18 protein-coding genes and 1 riboswitch are annotated in these 18,911 nt (G+C 61.3%); of the genes, 14 read left to right on the top strand and 4 right to left on the bottom strand.

Features of this window, described 5'->3' with window-relative positions; translation table 11 throughout:
• Window positions 1–29: 29 nt before the first annotated feature.
• Genes KVG87_RS02655 through KVG87_RS02670 form a run of 4 tightly spaced genes read left to right on the top strand, consistent with a single transcriptional unit; the run spans window position 30 to window position 3,948 of the window.
• Window positions 30–1,055: an ABC transporter substrate-binding protein gene (locus KVG87_RS02655; protein ID WP_016775018.1), complete on the top strand. Its 1,026-nt coding sequence runs from the start codon at window positions 30–32 to the stop codon at window positions 1,053–1,055.
• The gene (locus KVG87_RS02660) at window positions 1,052–1,960 is read left to right on the top strand and encodes an ABC transporter permease (RefSeq protein ID WP_024013193.1); all 909 of its coding nucleotides are present in this window, start codon (window positions 1,052–1,054) and stop codon (window positions 1,958–1,960) included. The genes KVG87_RS02655 and KVG87_RS02660 overlap by 4 nt, the downstream gene beginning before the upstream one ends.
• Window positions 1,961–1,966: 6 nt before the next feature.
• Window positions 1,967–2,776, top strand: coding sequence for an ABC transporter permease (locus tag KVG87_RS02665; protein ID WP_007918021.1), 810 nt, complete (start codon window positions 1,967–1,969; stop codon window positions 2,774–2,776).
• Window positions 2,777–2,793: 17 nt separating this feature from the next.
• Complete coding sequence (locus KVG87_RS02670) at window positions 2,794–3,948, top strand: ABC transporter ATP-binding protein (RefSeq protein WP_217849076.1); 1,155 nt, start codon at window positions 2,794–2,796, stop codon at window positions 3,946–3,948.
• A 128-nt stretch (window positions 3,949–4,076) separates the two neighbouring features.
• On the opposite strand, the gene map is transcribed toward KVG87_RS02670, so the two are convergent.
• From map to KVG87_RS02685, 3 genes are all read right to left on the bottom strand, one after another.
• Window positions 4,077–4,868: a type I methionyl aminopeptidase gene (gene map, locus KVG87_RS02675; protein ID WP_217849078.1), complete on the bottom strand. Its 792-nt coding sequence runs from the start codon at window positions 4,866–4,868 to the stop codon at window positions 4,077–4,079.
• Window positions 4,865–5,092 (bottom strand): ParD-like family protein, encoded by a 228-nt coding sequence (locus KVG87_RS02680; RefSeq protein WP_007918027.1) that lies wholly within the window; start codon window positions 5,090–5,092, stop codon window positions 4,865–4,867. The genes map and KVG87_RS02680 overlap by 4 nt, the downstream gene beginning before the upstream one ends.
• Window positions 5,093–5,156: 64 nt before the next feature.
• Complete coding sequence (locus tag KVG87_RS02685; protein WP_217849080.1) at window positions 5,157–6,014, bottom strand: LysR substrate-binding domain-containing protein; 858 nt, start codon at window positions 6,012–6,014, stop codon at window positions 5,157–5,159.
• A 109-nt stretch (window positions 6,015–6,123) separates the two neighbouring features.
• On the opposite strand from KVG87_RS02685, the gene phnD reads away from it, so the two are divergent.
• The 10 genes from phnD to KVG87_RS02735 all read left to right on the top strand — a co-directional run bounded on the left by phnD (window position 6,124) and on the right by KVG87_RS02735 (window position 16,280).
• The gene (gene phnD, locus KVG87_RS02690; protein ID WP_076562485.1) at window positions 6,124–6,990 is read left to right on the top strand and encodes a phosphonate ABC transporter substrate-binding protein; all 867 of its coding nucleotides are present in this window, start codon (window positions 6,124–6,126) and stop codon (window positions 6,988–6,990) included.
• On the top strand, window positions 6,987–7,778 hold the full coding sequence (gene phnC, locus KVG87_RS02695) for a phosphonate ABC transporter ATP-binding protein (RefSeq protein ID WP_217849083.1): 792 nt from the start codon (window positions 6,987–6,989) through the stop codon (window positions 7,776–7,778). Before phnD ends, phnC begins: the two co-directional genes overlap by 4 nt.
• Window positions 7,779–7,780: 2 nt before the next feature.
• The gene (gene phnE, locus KVG87_RS02700) at window positions 7,781–8,599 is read left to right on the top strand and encodes a phosphonate ABC transporter, permease protein PhnE (protein ID WP_217849085.1); all 819 of its coding nucleotides are present in this window, start codon (window positions 7,781–7,783) and stop codon (window positions 8,597–8,599) included.
• A 110-nt stretch (window positions 8,600–8,709) separates the two neighbouring features.
• Window positions 8,710–9,801, top strand: a complete 1,092-nt coding sequence (gene psrA, locus KVG87_RS02705; protein WP_217849087.1) for an iron-containing alcohol dehydrogenase PsrA — start codon at window positions 8,710–8,712, stop codon at window positions 9,799–9,801.
• Window positions 9,802–9,931: 130 nt separating this feature from the next.
• Window positions 9,932–11,227, top strand: a complete 1,296-nt coding sequence (locus KVG87_RS02710) for an MFS transporter (RefSeq protein WP_076562479.1) — start codon at window positions 9,932–9,934, stop codon at window positions 11,225–11,227.
• A 10-nt stretch (window positions 11,228–11,237) separates the two neighbouring features.
• Entirely contained in the window at window positions 11,238–12,107 is an 870-nt protein-coding gene (locus tag KVG87_RS02715) for a LysR substrate-binding domain-containing protein (protein WP_217849089.1), read from the top strand.
• 74 nt (window positions 12,108–12,181) lie between these two features.
• The gene (gene phnX, locus KVG87_RS02720; protein ID WP_076562475.1) at window positions 12,182–13,009 is read left to right on the top strand and encodes a phosphonoacetaldehyde hydrolase; all 828 of its coding nucleotides are present in this window, start codon (window positions 12,182–12,184) and stop codon (window positions 13,007–13,009) included.
• A 148-nt stretch (window positions 13,010–13,157) separates the two neighbouring features.
• A riboswitch (cobalamin riboswitch) is annotated at window positions 13,158–13,351 on the top strand.
• A 141-nt stretch (window positions 13,352–13,492) separates the two neighbouring features.
• Complete coding sequence (locus KVG87_RS02725; protein ID WP_217849091.1) at window positions 13,493–14,506, top strand: ABC transporter substrate-binding protein; 1,014 nt, start codon at window positions 13,493–13,495, stop codon at window positions 14,504–14,506.
• Window positions 14,503–15,519 (top strand): FecCD family ABC transporter permease, encoded by a 1,017-nt coding sequence (locus KVG87_RS02730; protein WP_437180886.1) that lies wholly within the window; start codon window positions 14,503–14,505, stop codon window positions 15,517–15,519. Before KVG87_RS02725 ends, KVG87_RS02730 begins: the two co-directional genes overlap by 4 nt.
• Entirely contained in the window at window positions 15,516–16,280 is a 765-nt protein-coding gene (locus KVG87_RS02735; RefSeq protein ID WP_217849093.1) for an ABC transporter ATP-binding protein, read from the top strand. Before KVG87_RS02730 ends, KVG87_RS02735 begins: the two co-directional genes overlap by 4 nt.
• A gap of 210 nt (window positions 16,281–16,490) precedes the next feature.
• Here KVG87_RS02735 and metE read toward each other — a convergent pair whose 3' ends face one another.
• A complete protein-coding gene (gene metE, locus KVG87_RS02740) occupies window positions 16,491–18,779 on the bottom strand; it encodes a 5-methyltetrahydropteroyltriglutamate--homocysteine S-methyltransferase (RefSeq protein WP_217849095.1) in 2,289 nt (762 codons plus the stop codon).
• Between the last annotated feature and the right edge of the window lie 132 nt (window positions 18,780–18,911).

The following is an 18,911-nucleotide window of genomic DNA, read 5'->3' on the forward strand; positions in this document are numbered from 1 at the left end:
CTCAAAAACACAACAATGAGGGCGTGAACATGGTGTTGAACAAAGCTGCAACCGCGATCTTTTTCGCGGGACTGCTCAGCGTTACCGGCCAGGCTGCAATGGCTGCCGAAAGCGTGAATTTTGTCAGCTGGGGCGGTAGCACCCAGGATGCGCAGAAACAGGCCTGGGCCGATCCGTTCAGCAAGGCCAGCGGCATCACCGTCGTCCAGGACGGCCCCACCGACTACGGCAAACTCAAAGCCATGGTCGAAAGCGGCAACGTGCAGTGGGACGTGGTCGATGTCGAAGCCGATTTCGCCCTGCGCGCCGCTGCCGAAGGCCTGCTCGAACCCCTCGACTTCAAAGTGATCCAGCGCGACAGGATCGACCCGCGCTTCGTCAGCGATCACGGCGTCGGCTCGTTCTTCTTCTCCTTCGTCCTCGGCTACAACGAGGGCAAGCTCGGCGCCAACAAGCCGCAGGACTGGAGCGCGCTGTTCGACACCAAGACCTACCCGGGCAAACGCGCCCTGTACAAATGGCCAAGCCCCGGCGTGCTCGAACTGGCGCTGCTGGCCGACGGCGTTGCGGCTGACAAGCTCTACCCGCTGGATCTGGATCGCGCCTTCAAGAAACTCGACACCATCAAGAAAGACATCGTCTGGTGGGGCGGCGGCGCGCAGTCGCAGCAACTGCTGGCGTCCGGCGAAGCGAGCATGGGCCAGTTCTGGAATGGCCGTGTGCACGCCTTGCAGGAAGATGGCGCGCCGGTCGGCGTGAGCTGGAAACAGAACCTGGTCATGGCCGACATTCTGGTCATCCCCAAAGGCTCGAAAAACAAAGATGCGGCGATGAAGTTCCTCGCCAATGCCAGCAGCGCCAAAGGCCAGGCCGACTTCTCCAACCTGACCGCCTACGCGCCGGTCAACCTCGACAGTGTGGAGCGTCTGGATTCGACGCTGGCCCCCAACCTGCCGACGGCTTACGCCAAGGATCAGATCACCCTTGATTTCGCTTACTGGGCCAAGAACGGTCCGGCTATCGCGACACGGTGGAACGAATGGCTGGTCAAATGAAAATCGCGGCCACTGCGCCCCGTCCTTCCACTGCCACCGGGAGCGCCGCCGGCGCTGCCGGTTCGGCTTTCAAGCAACGCTGGCGCGGCGCCGGCAACCTCGTTCCGGCGCTGCTGTTCCTCGGCCTGTTCTTTCTCGCGCCGTTGATTGGCCTGCTGCTGCGCGGTGTGCTGGAACCTGTACCTGGCCTTGGCAACTACGAACAACTGTTCGCCAATTCGGCCTATGCGCGAGTGCTGCTCAACACCTTTTCGGTGGCCGGGCTGGTGACGCTGTTCAGCCTGCTCCTAGGTTTTCCGCTGGCCTGGGCGATCACCCTGGTGCCGCGCGGTTGGGGGCGCTGGATCCTCAACATCGTCCTGCTGTCGATGTGGACCAGCCTGCTCGCCCGCACCTATTCGTGGCTGGTGTTGCTGCAAGCCTCGGGGGTGATCAACAAGGCGCTGATGGCGCTGGGCATCATCGATCAACCGCTGGAGATGGTGCACAACCTCACGGGCGTGGTGATCGGCATGAGCTACATCATGATCCCGTTCATCGTGCTGCCGTTGCAGGCGACCATGCAGGCCATCGACCCGATGATCCTGCAGGCCGGCTCGATCTGTGGCGCCAGCCCGTGGACCAACTTCTTCCGGGTGTTCCTGCCGCTGTGCCGGCCGGGTCTGGCGTCCGGCGGCTTGATGGTATTCGTGATGTCGCTCGGTTACTACGTCACCCCCGCTTTGCTGGGCGGGGCGCAGAACATGATGCTGCCGGAGTTCATCATTCAGCAGGTGCAATCGTTCCTCAACTGGGGCCTGGCCAGTGCCGGCGCCGCGTTGCTGATCGCAATCACCCTGGTGTTGTTCTACTTCTACCTGAAGCTTCAACCGGAATCCCCGGTTGGCGCCAGTAATGCGAGGTAAGCCGACATGCTCCTGACCCCCAATGCCATGAGCCGGCGCATGCGTTTCGGCCTCTACGCTACGACTGGACTGATCGGTCTGTTCCTGCTGTTGCCGATCGTGTTCATCGTGCTGCTCTCGTTCGGCTCCTCGCAGTGGCTGGTGTTCCCGCCACCGGGCTGGACGCTGAAATGGTACGGCCAGTTCTTCTCCAATCCCGACTGGATGAACGCCGCTGCCGCCAGCCTCAAGGTTGCCGTGCTGACCACGATCTGCGCCGTGGCCCTCGGTTTGCCGACCGCGTTTGCGCTGGTGCGCGGGCGCTTTCCCGGCCGCGAGATGCTCTACGGCCTGTTTACCCTGCCGATGATCGTGCCGCTGGTGATCATCGCCGTGGCGGTGTATGCGCTGTTTCTCAAGCTCGGCTACACCGGGACCATGTTCGCCTTCGTCGTCAGCCATGTGATCGTCGCGCTGCCGTTCACCATCATCTCGATCATCAACTCGCTGAAGCTGTTCGATCAGTCGATTGAAGACGCGGCGGTAATCTGCGGTGCCTCGCGCCTGCAAGCGGTGTTCAAGGTGACGTTCCCGGCGATCCGCCCGGGCATGGTCGCCGGCGCCCTCTTCGCCTTCCTCGTTTCGTGGGACGAAGTGGTGCTCAGCGTGATGATGGCGAGCCCGACTCTGCAAACCCTTCCCGTGAAAATGTGGACCACTTTGCGCCAGGACCTGACCCCGGTGATCGCCGTCGCTTCGACGCTGCTGATCGGCCTGTCGGTATTGGTCATGGTGATCGCCGCCGCCCTGCGCCGGCGCAACGAAATCAGCGCCTGAGCGCCCAGGAGTACGACATGAGTGCCGTGATCAAAGACGCATCCCAGCAGAGCGACAAACCCCTGGTCAGCCTGCGCAACCTGAACAAGCACTACGGCGATTTCGCTGCCGTCGATAACATCTCGCTGGACATCAAGGACGGTGAATTCCTCACGTTCCTCGGCTCCAGCGGCTCGGGCAAAAGCACCACGCTGTCGATGCTCGCCGGTTTTGAAACACCGAGCAGCGGCGAGATCCTCGTCAATGGCCAGTCGCTGGTCAACGTGCCGCCGCACAAGCGCGACATCGGCATGGTCTTTCAGCGTTACTCGCTGTTCCCGCATCTGTCGGTGCGCGACAACATCGCCTTCCCTTTGGCGATTCGCAAACTGGCTGCCGCCGAGCGTGAAAAACGCGTCGATGCGATGTTGAAGCTGGTGCAGCTCGAACAGTTCGCCCATCGCCGCCCTTCGCAACTGTCCGGAGGCCAGCAACAACGTGTTGCCATCGCGCGGGCGCTGGTTTACGAGCCGCGAATCCTGCTGATGGACGAACCATTGGGCGCGCTGGACAAGAAACTGCGCGAGGACTTGCAGGATGAACTGCGCCAGCTGCACCGGCGCCTGGGCATCACCATCGTGTACGTGACCCACGACCAGGAAGAAGCCATGCGGCTGTCGCAACGCATCGCGATTTTCAGCCACGGCAAGATTGTCGGCTTGGGCAGCGGGTATGACCTTTATCAGAATCCGCCGAATGCCTTTGTCGCGTCGTTTCTGGGCAATTCGAACTTCCTCAAGCTCAAGGCACAAGGCAATGCAGCGGCGAGTTTCGAGGGGCAGTCATTGTCGATTCGGCTGACGTCCGGGTTGCACACTGATCAGGATGTGCTGCTGATGGTGCGGCCGGAACAGGCCTTGGCGCTGAGCACGCAGCAGGCGCTGGATGAGCCGCTGGCGGCGGGCTGGAATGAGGTGTCGGCGAACGTTGTGGAGGTGCTGTTTCTCGGTGAGAGCCAGACGTGCAGCGTGGTGACTGCGGGCGGGACGTCGATGACGGTGAAAGCCCTGTCGGCAGCGGGCATGACGCTCAAGGCCGGCGATCCGGTACGGGTGCGCTGGGCGACGGCGGATGCTTGTGTCTATACCGAATGGACCGAGAGCGATTTGAACAAGGCTGCCGGTGCCCACTAAAATTTTCAATCCACTGAAATCCCCCTGTGGGAGCGAGCCTGCTCGCGAATGCGGTGTGTCATTCAACATTAATGGTGACTGACACATCCTTTTCGCGAGCAGGCTCGCTCCCACAGGTTCGGGATTGTTCAATTGATCGGGGAATACCCTTCAATCTCATCCGGCCAAGCCGTCAGCACTTCAAACCCGCTCTCCGTCACCGCGACCATATGCTCCCACTGCGCCGACAATGAGCCATCCTTGGTCAGCACCGTCCAGCCATCCGGCATGTTCTTCACATGGCGTTTGCCGGCGTTGAGCATCGGTTCGACGGTGAAAATCATTCCGGCCTTGAGCTTCAGCCCTTGATTGGGAAAGCCGTAATGCAGGATCTGCGGTTCGTCGTGATAGACCTTGCCGATGCCATGGCCACAGTACTCGCGCACCACGCTGAAGCCCTCCGCCTCCGCCAGGCTCTGGATCGCATGACCGATATCGCCCAGCGTCGCGCCCGGTTTCACTGCACGAATGCCCGCGCACATCGCATCGTAAGTGGTCTTGATCAGGTGCTGCGCCTCGGGGCTTGCCTCACCCACGACATACATGCGGCTGGTATCACCGAACCAGCCATCCTTGATCACGGCGATGTCGAGGTTGACGATGTCGCCGTCTTTCAATGGCGTACCCGATGGAATGCCGTGGCACACCACATCGTTGACCGACGCGCAGACGGTTTTCGGAAAGCCGTGATAACCGACGTTGGCTGGCACCGCCTTCTGCACATTGACGATGTAATCGTTGCACAGTCGATCCAGCTCATCGGTGGTCACGCCAGCCTTCACATGCGGCACCAGCATTGCCAGCACTTCAGCGGCGAGTTTGCCGGCGGCGCGGGATTTTTCGATGTCGGCCGGCGTGTTGATCTTGATCTGGTTTCTCATGCGCTGACGGCTTCCTGAGTCAGTTGTTGCAGATCCAGTCCGCCGTTTTGTTCGGCGCGGATCAGCAGGCGGCAAATGGCGCTGTGGTCGAGATTGGGATGCAGCTCGGCGAGCATGCCGATGCGCATCCAGTGCTCGGCCTGCGCGTTGATCGAGCGGCTGAGGGCGTTGCTGGAGATGCGCAGGTTCTCGTGCATGTCCTCTGAAATCTTTACGATGCCCATATATGAATCCGATACGATGTGTATATGTATCGTATATTAGCCAAGCCTTACGCAGAATTGCAAATCAACCCAGCGCCGCATCAAAAAAGGATGAGATGAGCCGACTGGAACGCCGTTCGGCCAAACAGTACAGATACGTCTCGGTGAACAGCTCTTCGCCCTCGATTCTGATCGTGCGGATTCTCGGGTCGGCAATAAACTCCGCTTCTGACACCACCCCCAACCCCAGCCCACGCACCACCGCTTCACGTAGGGCCTCACGACTGCCGACTTCCATGGCGATACGCGGTTTGACCTGCGCCGCATTCAGCGCCTGTTCCAGCACCAGTCGGGTGGTCGAGCCGGGCTCGCGTTGCAGCAGCCTCTGCCCTTCCAATTCCTCCAGCCGCACGCTGCCACGATTAGCCAGCGGATGTTCATGGTGGGCAAACAGAATGATCGCGTGCCGCGCATAACGCACCGCGCACAACGCCGGATCATCTTGCCGCCCCGCCAGCACGGCGATGTCGGTCACATAGTTTTCCAGATCCGACAGCACTTGAGCCGAGTTGCCGACGCGGATCGACACGTCGATATTCGGATGCAGTTGCAAATAGCTGTCGACCATCTCGATCACATGAAACGGTCCCACTGCACCGACCTTGAGCTGGCCGCTGTCGAGCCGCCCGGAATCGCGCAGCAGGTTGTGCGCTTCCAGCTCCAGCAAGGCAAGTCGTTGCGCGATTGGCAGCAACTGCCGACCAACATCCGACAACTCTATCCGCCGCCCACGCCGGTGAAAAAGCTCGACGTTGTGCTGACGTTCCAGGCTTTGCACCTGCGTGGTCAGTGTTGGCTGGCTGAGCCCAGTCGCCCGCGCACCGGCACTGAAGCTGCCGTGACGGGCAACGGCGAGAAAGGCCCGCAATTTGGCGCTCGACATCCATAGACTCCATCAATAGTTAGCTGCTGTTTCCCATATTGAATTGATTGAATGACTGTCACGTGACAGACCTAGCCTGTGGCAACTCCCAACCAAACCGTGGAATGCCATGAAAACAATCAAACAGTTTCTGCGTGTCGCCAGCCTCACCGTCATTGCCCTCGGCGCCAGCCAGGTCTGGGCCAAAGACAAACTGACCATTGGTTTGATCCCCTCGGAAGACTCCCAGGCAATGATCGAATCGAGCAAGCAAGTGCTCGACGATCTGCAAAGCAAGATCGGCATGCCCGTGGTGCCGTTCGTGGCCACCGATTACAACGGCATCATTGAAGCGCTGCGTTCGGGCAAGCTCGATGTCGCTTACCTCGGGCCGTTCTCCTACGTGCTGGCGACCTCGGTGGCGGATGTCGAGGCGTTCTCAGTGGCGGTGACCAAGAAGACCGGCCAGAGCGCTTACAAAAGCGTGATTCTGGCGCGCAAGGACAGCGGCATTCATTCGCTGGCCGACCTGAAGGGGCATACGTTTGCATTCGTCGACCCGAGCTCAGCGTCCGGGCATCTGTTTCCCAAGGCTGGCCTTGAGCAGGCCGGTTTTGCTCCGGACAGCCTGTTCAAACGGGTAATTTTCTCCGGTTCTCACGACGCCAGCATCCTCGCGGTGGAGAACAGGAAAGTCGACGCAGCGGCCGTGGCTGACCGCATCTTCGCCAGTGCCGTGGCCAAAGGTGTGGTGAAGCAGGATGACTTCGAAATCGTCTGGAGTTCCAGGCCGATCCCCGAATCGCCGATGGTCTGGCGCAAGGCGCTCGATCCACAATTGAAGAAGAAGGTCGCCGACGCGCTGGCTTCAATCAAGGATGTGCCGTGGGGTGATCAGGGCGTGCTCAATGGTTTCCAGCCGACCACCGACGCCTCTTACGACGTAGTGCGCGAAACCGCCAAGGTGCTCGATCTCGATTTGCGGAGCATGAAATGATCAGCATCCGCCAGCTGACCAAACACTACGGCAGCAACCCGGTATTGCGCGGCATTGACCTTGAGGTGGGTGCAGGGGAATTCGTCGTAGTGCTCGGTCAGTCCGGCGCCGGTAAATCGACCTTGCTGCGCTGTATCAATCGCCTGGCACAGGCCGACAGCGGCACGCTGAACGTGGCCGGCATCGATGCCCTCGCCTGCCCTGACACCAGCGTTTTGCGCCGTGAAGTGGCGATGATTTTCCAGCATCACAACGTCGTGCCGCGCCTGAGTGTGCTGAAGAATGTACTGACCGGTCGCCTCGGTTCCGTCGGCACGCTCGCCTCGATTCTGCAGCTGTTCCGCCGTGACGATGTGGCACTGGCCATGCAATGCCTGGAGCGTGTCGAACTGGCGCACAAGGCTGGCGAGCGCACGGATTCGCTGTCCGGCGGACAGAAGCAGCGCGTCGGCATTGCCCGCGCCTTGGCACAACGGCCGCAGGTGATTCTGGCCGATGAACCGATTGCCAGCCTCGACCCGAAAACCGCGCGCCTGGTGTTGCAGTATCTGCGCGATGCCACCCGCGAGTTGGGCATCACCGTGCTGTGCAATTTGCATCAGGTCGAATACGCCCGTGAGTTTGGCGACCGCGTGGTCGGCTTGGCCAACGGCAGTCTGGTGTTCGATGGCAAAGCATCGAGCATGACCGACGCCGATCTGGCGCGAATCTACCCGGGGCAATCGGCGCAAGCCTGCGCTGACACCCCGACGCCCACCCTGTCCTACCGCACCGCCTCGAGGGCCTGAGCATGCAATCGCAAAATTATCAGTGGGTCGGCGATCGTCCGCGTGGCCCGCGCAGTTGGCTGATCACCGGCGCCGTCGTCCTGATCGTGCTGTGGACGCTGAACTGGAGCGCACAAGGCGCGCAGCTCAGCCTGGGTGAACTGGCGGCGGGGTTGCCGCAGATCGGTGATTTCCTTTCGCGCACCTTCCCACCGGATCTGAGCATTCTTGCGCGTCTGGTCGCGCCAGCGGTGGAAACCCTGCAGATCGCCATCTGGGGCACCTTGCTTGGCGTGTTACTGGCAGTCCCGCTGTCGTTTCTCGCCGCACGTAATCTGAGCCGCAACCGCTGGCTGTTTCACGCCACGCGTCAGGCACTGAATTTCACCCGCAGCATCAACGAACTGATTCTCGCGCTGATCTTCGTCTCGGCAGTCGGGCTCGGCCCGTTTCCCGGCGTATTGGCGCTGGCGCTGCATGGTCTGGGCATGCTCGGCAAGTTTTTCGCCGAAAGCATTGAAGAAATCGACCAAGGTCCCATTGAAGCGCTGCAAGCGACCGGTGCGCGGCCATTGCAGGTGATCGTGTTTGGCGTTTTGCCGCAAGTCATCACCGCATGGATTGCAGTGATTCTGTACCGCTTCGAAGTCAATCTGCGCTCGGCCACGGTGCTGGGCATGGTCGGCGCCGGCGGCCTGGGGTTCGAGCTGGTGAGCAGTCTCAAGCTGTTCAAATATCAGGAAACCGCGACCTGCATCATCGTCATTACCTTCATGGTGATCGTCGCCGACGCCATCTCCAGCCGCCTGCGCGCGGCGATCCAGAGCGGTTCGGCGCACTAGCATACAGCTGCTATCGGCTGAGCCGATTCAAACCTGCGAATTATCGATTTGAGCCGTTGTCGACGCGCGCTGAGTATGGCGCCACACGACAACAACAAGAAGGATTCACCATGACTGCCCGCTTCCAGAACCCCGTCGATACCCGTTTCGGCTGGGGCAGCCTGCAAGACCTCGCCGCCCTCACCGAACAGCAGACCGTGGCCCTCGTGACCTTTCCCGAAGCGCGGGGGCTGGGGCTGGTCGATCGCCTGCAAGCCTTGCTCGGCAAGCGTCTGGTCTATGTGTTCGAAGACGTTCAGCCCAACCCGGACGTCGCCCATCTGCGCAACACTTACGAGCATTTCTGGCAGCATGCAGGGGCTTGCGACGTGGTGCTCGCGGTCGGAGGCGGCAGCGCCATCGATACTGCCAAGGCGTTGATCGTCGGCACCGAATCCGGCCGTTTCGATGAACTGTTGAGCCTGCTGGCGACGGGCAAACCGTTCACCCCGGCCCGTTGCAAACAACTGATTGCCGCACCGACTACTGCCGGCACCGGCAGCGAAGTCACGCCGTGGGCGACGATCTGGGACAGCGCCAGCCAGAAGAAATACTCGCTGCACCTGGACTGCACCTGGCCACGGGTAGCGATCATCGATCCGCAACTGATGCTCACTGTGCCGGCCAGCGTCACCGTCTCTACCGGGCTTGATGCGTTGTCTCATGCGTTGGAGGCGATCTGGAACGTCAACGCCAACCCGGTCTCGGACACCTTCGCGATTTCCGCGATCGAGGACATTCTGGAATGCCTGCCGCGCCTGCACAAAGATCTCTCCAGTCACGAGTTGCGCAGCCGCATGGCGCTCGCTGCGCTCAAAGCCGGACTGGCGTTTTCCAACACCAAAACCGCGCTGGCGCATTCGATTTCCTATGAGATGACCTTGCGCCACGGCTTACCCCACGGCATCGCCTGCTCCTTCACTCTACCAATGGTTTTGGGACTGGCCTGGGGCCACGACGCCACTCGCGACCGTACATTGCAACGCCTATTCGGCGCGGACCTGGGCAAAGCCCAGCAGCAATTGCGCGAGTTCTTGCACAGCCTCGGGGTGAAGACCGAGTTTGCCGATTACGGCGTTTCGGCCAAGGACGCCGAAGCCATCATCCAGCTCGCAATGCAGGGCGCGCGCGGCAAGAACTTCATCGGTTCGCAAGCCGCCTGACGCCTGAAAACGCCCGAGTCACCCAAGCACCGCCAGCGGCATGCAGCCGCGGTGATTTCCTGTCGCACCAAAAAAGAGTGCACCCCGCCGACGACACCCGACGGGAACCGACAACAATAAGGAAAAGATCATGAATCGTGCCGAAACAATGCCTGGTCTCGCCGAACGTTCTGCCTCGTTCCGGGTCGCCCAGTGGCGCATGCTGCTGGCGGCGATGTTCTGTTACCTGTTTTTTTACACCGGTCGGCAGACCTTCGGTTTTGCCATTCCGGGGATTCAGGCCGAGTTCGGCCTGAGCAAGGAAACCCTCGGCTGGGCCTCCGCGGTGATGCTCTGGGCCTACGCGATTGGTCAGGCGATCAACGGCAACCTCGCCGACAAATTCGGTGGCCGACGCATCATGACTCTGGGGGCTGTGCTGTCCTGCGCGGCAAACTGGGTGACCAGTTTCGCCAGTGGTTTCACCAGCCTCATTCTGCCGTGGGGCGTCAACGGCTACTTTCAAGCCTTGGGCTGGGCGCCGGGCGGTCGGCTGATTGCCAATTGGTGGGCGGCGGGCGAGCGCGGCAAGGTATATGGCTTCTACACTTTCGCCGCCGGCTGCGCGTCGGTTCTGTCGTACGTCACCTCTATCGTCGTGCTCGAAGTACTGCAACTGGAATGGCGATGGATCTTCCGTTTGCCGGTGCTGCTGATGCTCGCCGGCGGGATCATTTTCTATCTGGTTGCCCGCGAACGCCCGCAGGATCTGGGCTTCGAACCGGTGGGTGATACCGGTGTGGCCAACGCTCACGACAAACATCAGGAAGCGGCACAGGGCGAAGTCGAATCCTCGGCACAACGCTACAAAGCCGTACTGAAGAACCCTCGCCTGCTCATCGCCGCGCTGTCACTGGGTTTTCAGAACGCGGCGCGCTACGGCTTGATCGTCTGGGTGCCGGTGCACTTTCTCGGCGCTGACTGGAAAAGTGGTGACGGCATGATCGATCCGAAATGGATCACCGTCGCCCTCCCCGTCGGCATGGCGGTTGGCGCGTTGAGCAACGGTTGGGTGTCAGACAAGTTGTTCGGCTCCAAGCGGTATCTGGCGATCATGCTTTATATGTTCCTCGGCGCCGCGACCAGCCTGTGGATGTGGAGCCTGCCCCCACACAGCGTCATCGGCCTGATCGCCCTGTTCCTTTGCGGCTTTTTCGTATACGGCCCGGCCTCGAGTTTCTGGGCACTGTGCCCGGATCTGGTCGGTGCCAAACGCGCCGGTACGGCGACCGGAATCATGAACTTTTCCTCCTATCTGTTCGCCGGATTGGCCGAACCATTGATCGGTCGTTTGCTTGACACCACAGCAAACACGTCTCTCATCTTCATAGTGGTCACCAGCGCCTGCCTGTGCAGCGCGGCAGTGGCATTGTTCATTCGACGCTGACGGGGCTTGCATGTACCAGTATCACAAGTGGTTACGTTCGTTTCATGCGGTAGCCAAGACCGGCAGCTTCACCCTTGCTGCCGAGTACCTCTGCGTCGGTCAGCCGACCGTCAGCGAACAGGTCAACGCACTGGAGAACACCTTCTCGGTCGAACTGTTTCATCGCCGTGGCCGCTACATCGAAATGAGCGCCGCCGGGCACAAGCTCTATGCGATCACTCAGGGCCTGTTCGGTCAGGAGGATGAAGCCGTGCAACTGTTGCAGAGCTTCAAGCAGCGCAAGACCGGCATGCTGCGCCTCGGCGCGGTGTCACCGCCGATTGCCATGAATCTGACCTATGAGCTGATGCAGCGCCACCCGGATATCGAACTGGAAACCTCGTTTTCCTCGAAAAAGGACACCCTGGCGCGGTTGTTCAACTTCGATATCGACGTGGCGATTCTGGCCTTGTCGGAATTCGATGAGCGCTTCCACACGCGGCTGTATCACCGTTATCCGATCATCGCCGTGGTCCGCGATGACCATCGGTGGGCCGGTCAGGCGCAGGTTCACGTCAGTGAAATCAGCGGCGAAAAATGGGTGATGCGCGAATCCAGTGCGCGCACCCGGCAACTGGTGGAAGAAAGCTGCAAACGGCTCGATATCGAGCTCAATTGCGTCATGCAACTCAACAGCCGCGAAGCCATCGTCCACGCGATCGTCAAAGGCATCGGTATCGGTTTTGTCTCGGCCGTGGAATACGCCGAGACCCCGGGCACCACGCCGATCACCTTTGTCGATCACCCGTTCTTCATCGAATACCACCTGTGCTGCCTCGGCATCCGCAGGAACCGGCCAGTGATTGCCGAACTGTTTGATGCGAATCCACCGCTGACCTGATCAGCCCTGACCCTTGAACCGCCTACCTCATTGCCGAGGGACGGCCCACGCTTACCTGAAAACGGAGATTGACCATGCAGTACCAACAACCGACTCATCTGCAAGCCGCGATCCTCGACTGGGCCGGCACCGTTGTCGATTTCGGCTCATTTGCGCCGACGCAGATTTTCGTCGAAGCCTTTGCCGAGTTCGGCGTCGCCGTGTCGCTGGAGGAAGCGCGCGGGCCAATGGGCATGGGCAAGTGGGATCACATCCGCACCCTGTGCAACCTGCCGCAGATTGCCGAACGTTACCGCGCGGCGTTTGACCGCTTGCCGAGTGACGACGATGTGACGGCGATCTACGAACGCTTCATGCCGTTGCAGATCGAAAAAATCGCACTGCATTCGGCGTTGATTCCGGGCGCACTCGAGGCGATTGCGGCGTTGCGCGACAAGGGTCTGAAAATCGGTTCGTGCTCGGGCTATCCGGCGGTGGTGATGGCCAGGGTCGTTGAACTGGCAAGGAAAAATGGCTACGTCGCCGACTATGTCGTCGCCACTGATGAAGTGCCAAATGGCCGGCCGTATCCGGCGCAGGCGTTGGCCAACGTGATTGCCTTGGGCATCGATGACGTGGCCGCCTGCGTCAAGGTCGACGACACCTGGCCGGGAATTCTCGAAGGGCGCGCCGCCGGAATGTGGACGGTGGCGTTGACCTGTTCCGGCAACGCACTGGGCCTGACCTATGAGCAATACAAGGCGTTGGCGTCGGATCGACTGGCGGAAGAACGCGCGCGGATCGGCAAGATGTTCGCCCCTTCGCGCCCGCATTACCTGATCGATACCATCGCTGAACTGCCTCAGGTGATCGACGACATCAATGCGCGTCTGGCCCGGGGTGAAACTCCGCAAGCCAGCTGAGTCCGCCCTGCCCGTGATCGTTCCCGTGCTCAGCGTGGGAACGATCCCATCACTCCCTTGAACTGTCGGAAACAAGGTTGGCGTGACAGCAGACGCCTGCTGCTAATGCTCGTCGCGATAGATTGGTCTCCCCTTCAGCGGCTCGATCGACTACCATGCCGCCGCCGGTTTCCACACGGAATTAATAGGGAATCCGAAATGCTTGCACAGCATCAATCGGAACTGCCCCCGCAACTGTAGGTGCCGAGCCTGCTCCTTGACTGCCACTGGGTGAATCCCGGGAAGGCCGGAGCGTGGCGATGACGCATCAGTCAGGAGACCTGCCGGCACAGTGACTGACCAACCGGCGGGGTGTCCGGGAAGGACATCGTGCCGTGCGCATTTTCACCATGCCGGCCTTGCGCAGTTTCCACGACCGCGCCCGAGGTGTGTTTCCGAACCGTACCCGCCCACTCCCGTACGGTTCCCTCTGGAGACTGCCCCATGCTGCTGCCCCGCGTTGCCACCCTGCTCACCGCTCTGAGCCTTTGCCCCCTGGCGCAAGCGGCGCCGACTGCGTATCCACTGACCGTCGAAAACTGTGGCAGCAGCCTGACCTTTCAGCACGCGCCCGCGCGTACGGTGACCATCGGCCAGGCCGGCACCGAAATGCTCTACGCCTTGGGCCTGGGCGACAAAGTCGTTGGCACTTCGCTGTGGTTCAACGACGTGCTGGGCACATACAAAGCGCAGAACGACACGATCGAGCGCCTCGCCGACAACGAGCCGAGTTTCGAAGCGGTGATCGGCAAACGCCCGGAGCTGGTCGCCGTCGAGCTGGAATGGATGGTCGGCCCGCAAGGCGCGGTCGGCACCCGCGAGCAGTTCCATGAACTGAAGATTCCCACCTACCTGCTGCCCTCCGATTGCGAAGCCAAGGACAACCTCGTCGGTTCGGACGGCACGCGGCTGGCGCCGTTTCGCATCGACAGCATCTACAAAGCCGTGAGCCAGCTCGCAGCGATTTTCGATGTGCAGGCGCGTGGCGAGCAGCTCAATGAGCAGCTTAAAGCCAGCCTCGCGCAGTCGATCGCCACCGCGAAAAAGCAGCAGCGCAAAGACGTCAGCGCCCTGGTGTGGTTCTCCAGCGCCGAGATGGACATCGAGCCGTTCGTGGCCGGGCACAAAGGCGTTCCCGATTTCATGCTCAGCACCCTCGGCGTGCGCAACGTGGTCGAGTCGGATGAAGAATGGCCAACCGTCGGCTGGGAAACCATCGCCAAGGCCAACCCGACATTTCTGGTGATCGCGCGCATGGATCGTCGACGTTTCCCGGCGGACGACTATCAGAAGAAACTCGCCTTCCTGCGCAGTGATCCGGTGACGCGCAACATGGACGCGGTCAAACACAACCGCATCATCATCCTTGACGCCATGGCCATGCAGGCCAGCCTGCGCACCTTCGACGGCCTCGCACAACTGGCCAGCGCCATCAACGGCTACGACCTGTCGCCATGAGCAGACGCCTGATCCGTTTGCTGCTGGTGCTGTTGACGCTGTCGGTCGCGCTGATCGGCGGCGTGGCCATTGGTGAGACTTCGATCGAGCCGAGCGTGGTATTGCAGGTGCTGGCCAACAAGCTGTGGGGCGCCGGTTATGTGCTCGACCCGATCGACGAAGGCATCGTCTGGAACTATCGCCTGACCCGCGCGCTGGTCGCGGCGGCCTGCGGCGCCGGCCTGGCGACGTGCGGGGTGATCCTGCAATCGCTGCTGCGCAATCCGCTGGCCGATCCGTATCTGCTGGGTATTTCTGCTGGCGCCTCGACCGGCGCGGTGATGGTCGCCCTGCTTGGCGTCGGCGCCGGGGCGATTTCATTGTCGGTCGGTGCTTTTGCCGGCGCGGTGACCGCGTTCGTATTGGTGATCCTGTTGGCGCGGGTCAGCGGTTCGGCCAGCGGTACCGGGCAGATCATTCTGGCCGGGATCGCCGGCTCGCAATTGTTCAACGCCCTCACCGCGTTTCTGATCACCCGCTCGGCCAGCTCCGAACAAGCGCGCGGGATCATGTTCTGGCTGTTGGGCAATCTCGGCGGCGTGCGCTGGCCGTCGGTGTGGCTGGCGGTCCCAGTGGCCTTGCTCGGGCTGGTCGTTTGTCTGTGGCACCGCCGGGCGCTGGATGCGTTCACCTTTGGCGCGGACTCGGCGGCCTCCCTCGGCATTGCCGTGCGCCGTGTGCAGATTCTGTTGATTGGCTGCGCCGCGCTGGTGACGGCGGTGATGGTGTCGATTGTCGGCTCGATCGGCTTTGTCGGTCTGGTGATTCCCCATGCCGCGCGGTTGTTGCTCGGCACCGGCCATGCGCGTCTGTTGCCCGCCAGTGCGCTGGGCGGCGCGGTGTTTCTGATCGCCGCCGATGTGCTGTCGCGCACCCTGATCAAGGGTCAGGTGATCCCGGTCGGCGTGATCACTGCGCTGGTCGGCGCACCGGTGTTCGCGCTGATTCTGGTGGGCCGGAGATCGGCGCGATGAACACGGTTCTGAGTTGTGCGGGTGTGGGCTTCAAAGTGCGCGGTGCCGAGTTGCTCAATGGTGTTAGCCTCGACGTTGAGCGCGGCGAGACCCTGGGCATTGTCGGGCCGAACGGGTCGGGGAAATCCACGTTGCTCAAATTGCTGGCCGGGCTGCGTGAACCGAGCGTGGGCCATGTGCAGCTCGGCGGTCAGGCGCTGGGCAAGATGTCGCGGCGCACTATCGCGCAGACGCTCGCGGTGGTTGAGCAACAGGCCGATACCGACGATGGCATTCGCGTGTTCGACGCGGTGGCGCTGGGGCGCACGCCGTGGTTGTCGGCGCTGCAACCGTGGTCGCCCGCCGATGACGCCATCGTCGAGCAAGCGCTGGTCGACGTCGACGCCGTGCACCTGCGCAACCGCCTCTGGCGCAGCCTCTCCGGCGGTGAACGCCAACGCGTGCACATCGCCCGCGCACTGGCGCAGCGCCCGCAGGTCCTGCTGCTAGACGAGCCGGCCAACCACCTCGACATCCAGCATCAGTTGAGCATTCTGCAAGTGGTGCGCGCACTGCCGGTGACTACGTTGATCGCCTTGCACGACCTCAATCAGGCGCTCAAGTGCGATCGCCTGGCGGTGCTGGAGCGCGGGCGTCTGGTGGCGTTGGGCGAGCCGCTGCACGTACTGACGCCGGAGCGGTTACAGACGACTTTCGGCGTCAGGGCGCACTATCTGACGGACCCGTTCGATGGTGCGCCGATATTGCGCTTCCTTGCTTGATGCATGTGTAGCTGACACACCGCTTTCGCGAGCAGGCTCGCTCCCACAAGGGGTTTGTGTGTTGCCGTGAGTGACAGGGAAACGCGAATTCTGTGGGAGCGAGCCTGCTCGCGAAGGCGTCAGGTCATCCAACATTGATGTCGACTGACACACCGCTTTCGCGAGCAGGCTCGCTCCCACAAAGGTTATGTATTCCAGGGCGATAAAGGGTCAGGTCCACTCTTTACGCAGTTGCCGCGCGGCGCTGACCATGTGCACCAACGCCGCTTCGGTCTCTGGCCAGCCTCGGGTCTTCAACCCGCAATCCGGATTGACCCACAGCCGCTCGACCGGAATGCGCTGGGCAGCTTTGCGCAGCAGGCCGACCATTTCCGTCACATCGGGAATACGTGGCGAGTGAATATCGTAGACGCCCGGGCCGATGTCGTTCGGGTAGGCGAATGCTTCAAATGCCTCAAGCAGTTCCATGTCCGACCGTGAGGTTTCGATGGTGATGACATCGGCGTCCATCGCCGCGATCGACTCGATCACATCGTTGAATTCGCTGTAGCACATGTGCGTATGGATCTGCGTTTCATCGCGCACCCCGGAGGCGCACAGGCGGAACGCTTCGCTTGCCCAGTCCAGATACGATTGCCACTGCGCCCGGCGCAACGGCAAGCCTTCACGGAACGCCGCTTCGTCGATCTGGACGATTTTGATTCCTGCCGCTTCCAGATCATTCACCTCGTCACGAATGGCCAGCGCCAGTTGTCGTGCCTGCACCTCGCGGCTGACGTCTTCGCGCGGGAACGACCACATCAGCATGGTCACCGGGCCGGTCAGCATGCCTTTCATGACCTTGTCGGTGAGGCTTTGGGCGTAGCGGATCCACTCGACCGTCATCGCTTGCGAACGGCTCAGGTCACCGAAAATCACCGCCGGTTTGACGCAGCGCGAACCGTAGCTCTGCACCCAGCCAAAGCGGGTGGAGGCATAGCCGTCGAGCTGTTCGGCGAAGTATTCGACCATGTCGTTGCGCTCTGCCTCACCGTGCACCAGCACATCCAGGCCGAGGCGTTCTTGAATTTCCACCGCGTGGCGAATCTCCGTGTGCATCGCATCGGTGTAATCGGCCGCGCTGAGCTTGCCTTGCTTGTAGGCCTGACGCGCCAGACGGATCGCCGCCGTCTGCGGAAACGAACCAATGGTGGTGGTCGGGAATAACGGCAGGTCGAGCTTGCCGCGCTGTTTGGCAATACGCTGGGCAAACGGCGATTGGCGTTGCGCATCCTTGGCAGTGATCGCCGCGACCCGCGCTTGCACCGCCGGTTTGTGAATACGCGGCGAGGCAGCGCGGCTGGTTTGTACCGAGCGGCTTTGCGCCAGGGCACGCAGTACCTTCGGCGCTTCCGGCTCGCTGACCGCTTGAGCGAGCACGGCGACCTCTTCGCACTTCTGCACGGCAAATGCCAGCCAGCTTTTCAGTTCGGCATCGAGCTGGTCTTCGCGGCCCAGATCAACCGGGCTGTGCAGCAATGAGCAGGACGGTGCTACCCACAGACGATCACCCAGACGCTCATGAGCATGGCGCAGCGTCGCCAGCGCGTTTTGCAGATCGCAGCGCCAGACGTTACGACCGTTGACCACACCCAGCGACAGCACTTTATAGGCCGGCAGACGATCCAGAATGGTCGGGTATTGATCCGGCGCGCGCACCAGATCGATGTGCAGGCCGTCGACCGGCAGGTTCGCCGCCAGACCGAGGTTTTCTTCCAGACCACCGAAGTACGTGGCGAGCAGTTTCTTCAGCGGATCGCGCTGGATCTGGTTGTAGGCGCGCTCGAAAGCGTTCTTCCAGTCCTGCGGCAGATCGAGCACCAGAATCGGCTCGTCGATCTGCACCCACTCCGCACCCAATGCCGCCAGCCGCGCGAAGATCTGGCCGTACAGCGGCAGCAGGCGATCAAGCAAATCGAGCTTGTCGAAATCGGCGCCTTTGGTTTTGCCCAGCCACAGATAGGTCAACGGGCCGATGATCACCGGCTTGACGTTGTGCCCCAGCGCGCGGGCCTCTTCGGTTTCTTCAAACAGCTGCTCCCAACCCAGCTGAAATTGTTGATCGACGCTGAATTCCGGTACCAGGTAGTGATAGTTGGTGTCGAACCACTTGGTCATTTCCTGAGCGTGGCCTTCGCCGCAGCAAGTATTGCTGACGCCTCGGGCCATGTTGAACAGGGTTTGCAGCGTGGCTTTGCCGTCATGCGGGAGGAAGCGCTCGGGGATCACGCCGAACATCAGCGAGTGGCTCAGCACCTGGTCGTACCAGGCGAAATCGCCGACCGGCAGCAAGTCGATGCCGGCGTTTTTCTGCAAGTCCCAATGGACCTTGCGCAGCTCACGCCCGACGTCACGCAGGCCCGCCTCGTGCAGTTCTCCTTTCCAGAACGCCTCTTGCGCTTTCTTCAGTTCGCGGTCGCGACCGATGCGCGGAAATCCAAGGGAATGGGCCAGTGCCATGACAAACAACTCCAGATGCTTATTCGATGGCGGGTATTGTCGGGAACCGGACTTGATGAAACAAACTCAATAAATTCTAGATCATCACAAGTTCTACTCATGCACAGACGCCCCTTTAGGAGCTGCCGAAGG

This window comes from Pseudomonas siliginis, assembly GCF_019145195.1.
In the GTDB taxonomy this organism is placed as follows: domain Bacteria; phylum Pseudomonadota; class Gammaproteobacteria; order Pseudomonadales; family Pseudomonadaceae; genus Aquipseudomonas; species Aquipseudomonas siliginis.

Coding starts and splice junctions, on each gene's coding strand:
- KVG87_RS02655 (WP_016775018.1), top strand. CDS start 30: ATGGTGTTGAACAAAGCTGCAACCGCGATCTTTTTCGCGGGACTGCTC.
- KVG87_RS02660 (WP_024013193.1), top strand. CDS start 1,052: ATGAAAATCGCGGCCACTGCGCCCCGTCCTTCCACTGCCACCGGGAGC.
- KVG87_RS02665 (WP_007918021.1), top strand. CDS start 1,967: ATGCTCCTGACCCCCAATGCCATGAGCCGGCGCATGCGTTTCGGCCTC.
- KVG87_RS02670 (WP_217849076.1), top strand. CDS start 2,794: ATGAGTGCCGTGATCAAAGACGCATCCCAGCAGAGCGACAAACCCCTG.
- map (WP_217849078.1), bottom strand. CDS start 4,868: ATGAGAAACCAGATCAAGATCAACACGCCGGCCGACATCGAAAAATCC.
- KVG87_RS02680 (WP_007918027.1), bottom strand. CDS start 5,092: ATGGGCATCGTAAAGATTTCAGAGGACATGCACGAGAACCTGCGCATC.
- KVG87_RS02685 (WP_217849080.1), bottom strand. CDS start 6,014: ATGTCGAGCGCCAAATTGCGGGCCTTTCTCGCCGTTGCCCGTCACGGC.
- phnD (WP_076562485.1), top strand. CDS start 6,124: ATGAAAACAATCAAACAGTTTCTGCGTGTCGCCAGCCTCACCGTCATT.
- phnC (WP_217849083.1), top strand. CDS start 6,987: ATGATCAGCATCCGCCAGCTGACCAAACACTACGGCAGCAACCCGGTA.
- phnE (WP_217849085.1), top strand. CDS start 7,781: ATGCAATCGCAAAATTATCAGTGGGTCGGCGATCGTCCGCGTGGCCCG.
- psrA (WP_217849087.1), top strand. CDS start 8,710: ATGACTGCCCGCTTCCAGAACCCCGTCGATACCCGTTTCGGCTGGGGC.
- KVG87_RS02710 (WP_076562479.1), top strand. CDS start 9,932: ATGAATCGTGCCGAAACAATGCCTGGTCTCGCCGAACGTTCTGCCTCG.
- KVG87_RS02715 (WP_217849089.1), top strand. CDS start 11,238: ATGTACCAGTATCACAAGTGGTTACGTTCGTTTCATGCGGTAGCCAAG.
- phnX (WP_076562475.1), top strand. CDS start 12,182: ATGCAGTACCAACAACCGACTCATCTGCAAGCCGCGATCCTCGACTGG.
- KVG87_RS02725 (WP_217849091.1), top strand. CDS start 13,493: ATGCTGCTGCCCCGCGTTGCCACCCTGCTCACCGCTCTGAGCCTTTGC.
- KVG87_RS02730 (WP_437180886.1), top strand. CDS start 14,503: ATGAGCAGACGCCTGATCCGTTTGCTGCTGGTGCTGTTGACGCTGTCG.
- KVG87_RS02735 (WP_217849093.1), top strand. CDS start 15,516: ATGAACACGGTTCTGAGTTGTGCGGGTGTGGGCTTCAAAGTGCGCGGT.
- metE (WP_217849095.1), bottom strand. CDS start 18,779: ATGGCACTGGCCCATTCCCTTGGATTTCCGCGCATCGGTCGCGACCGC.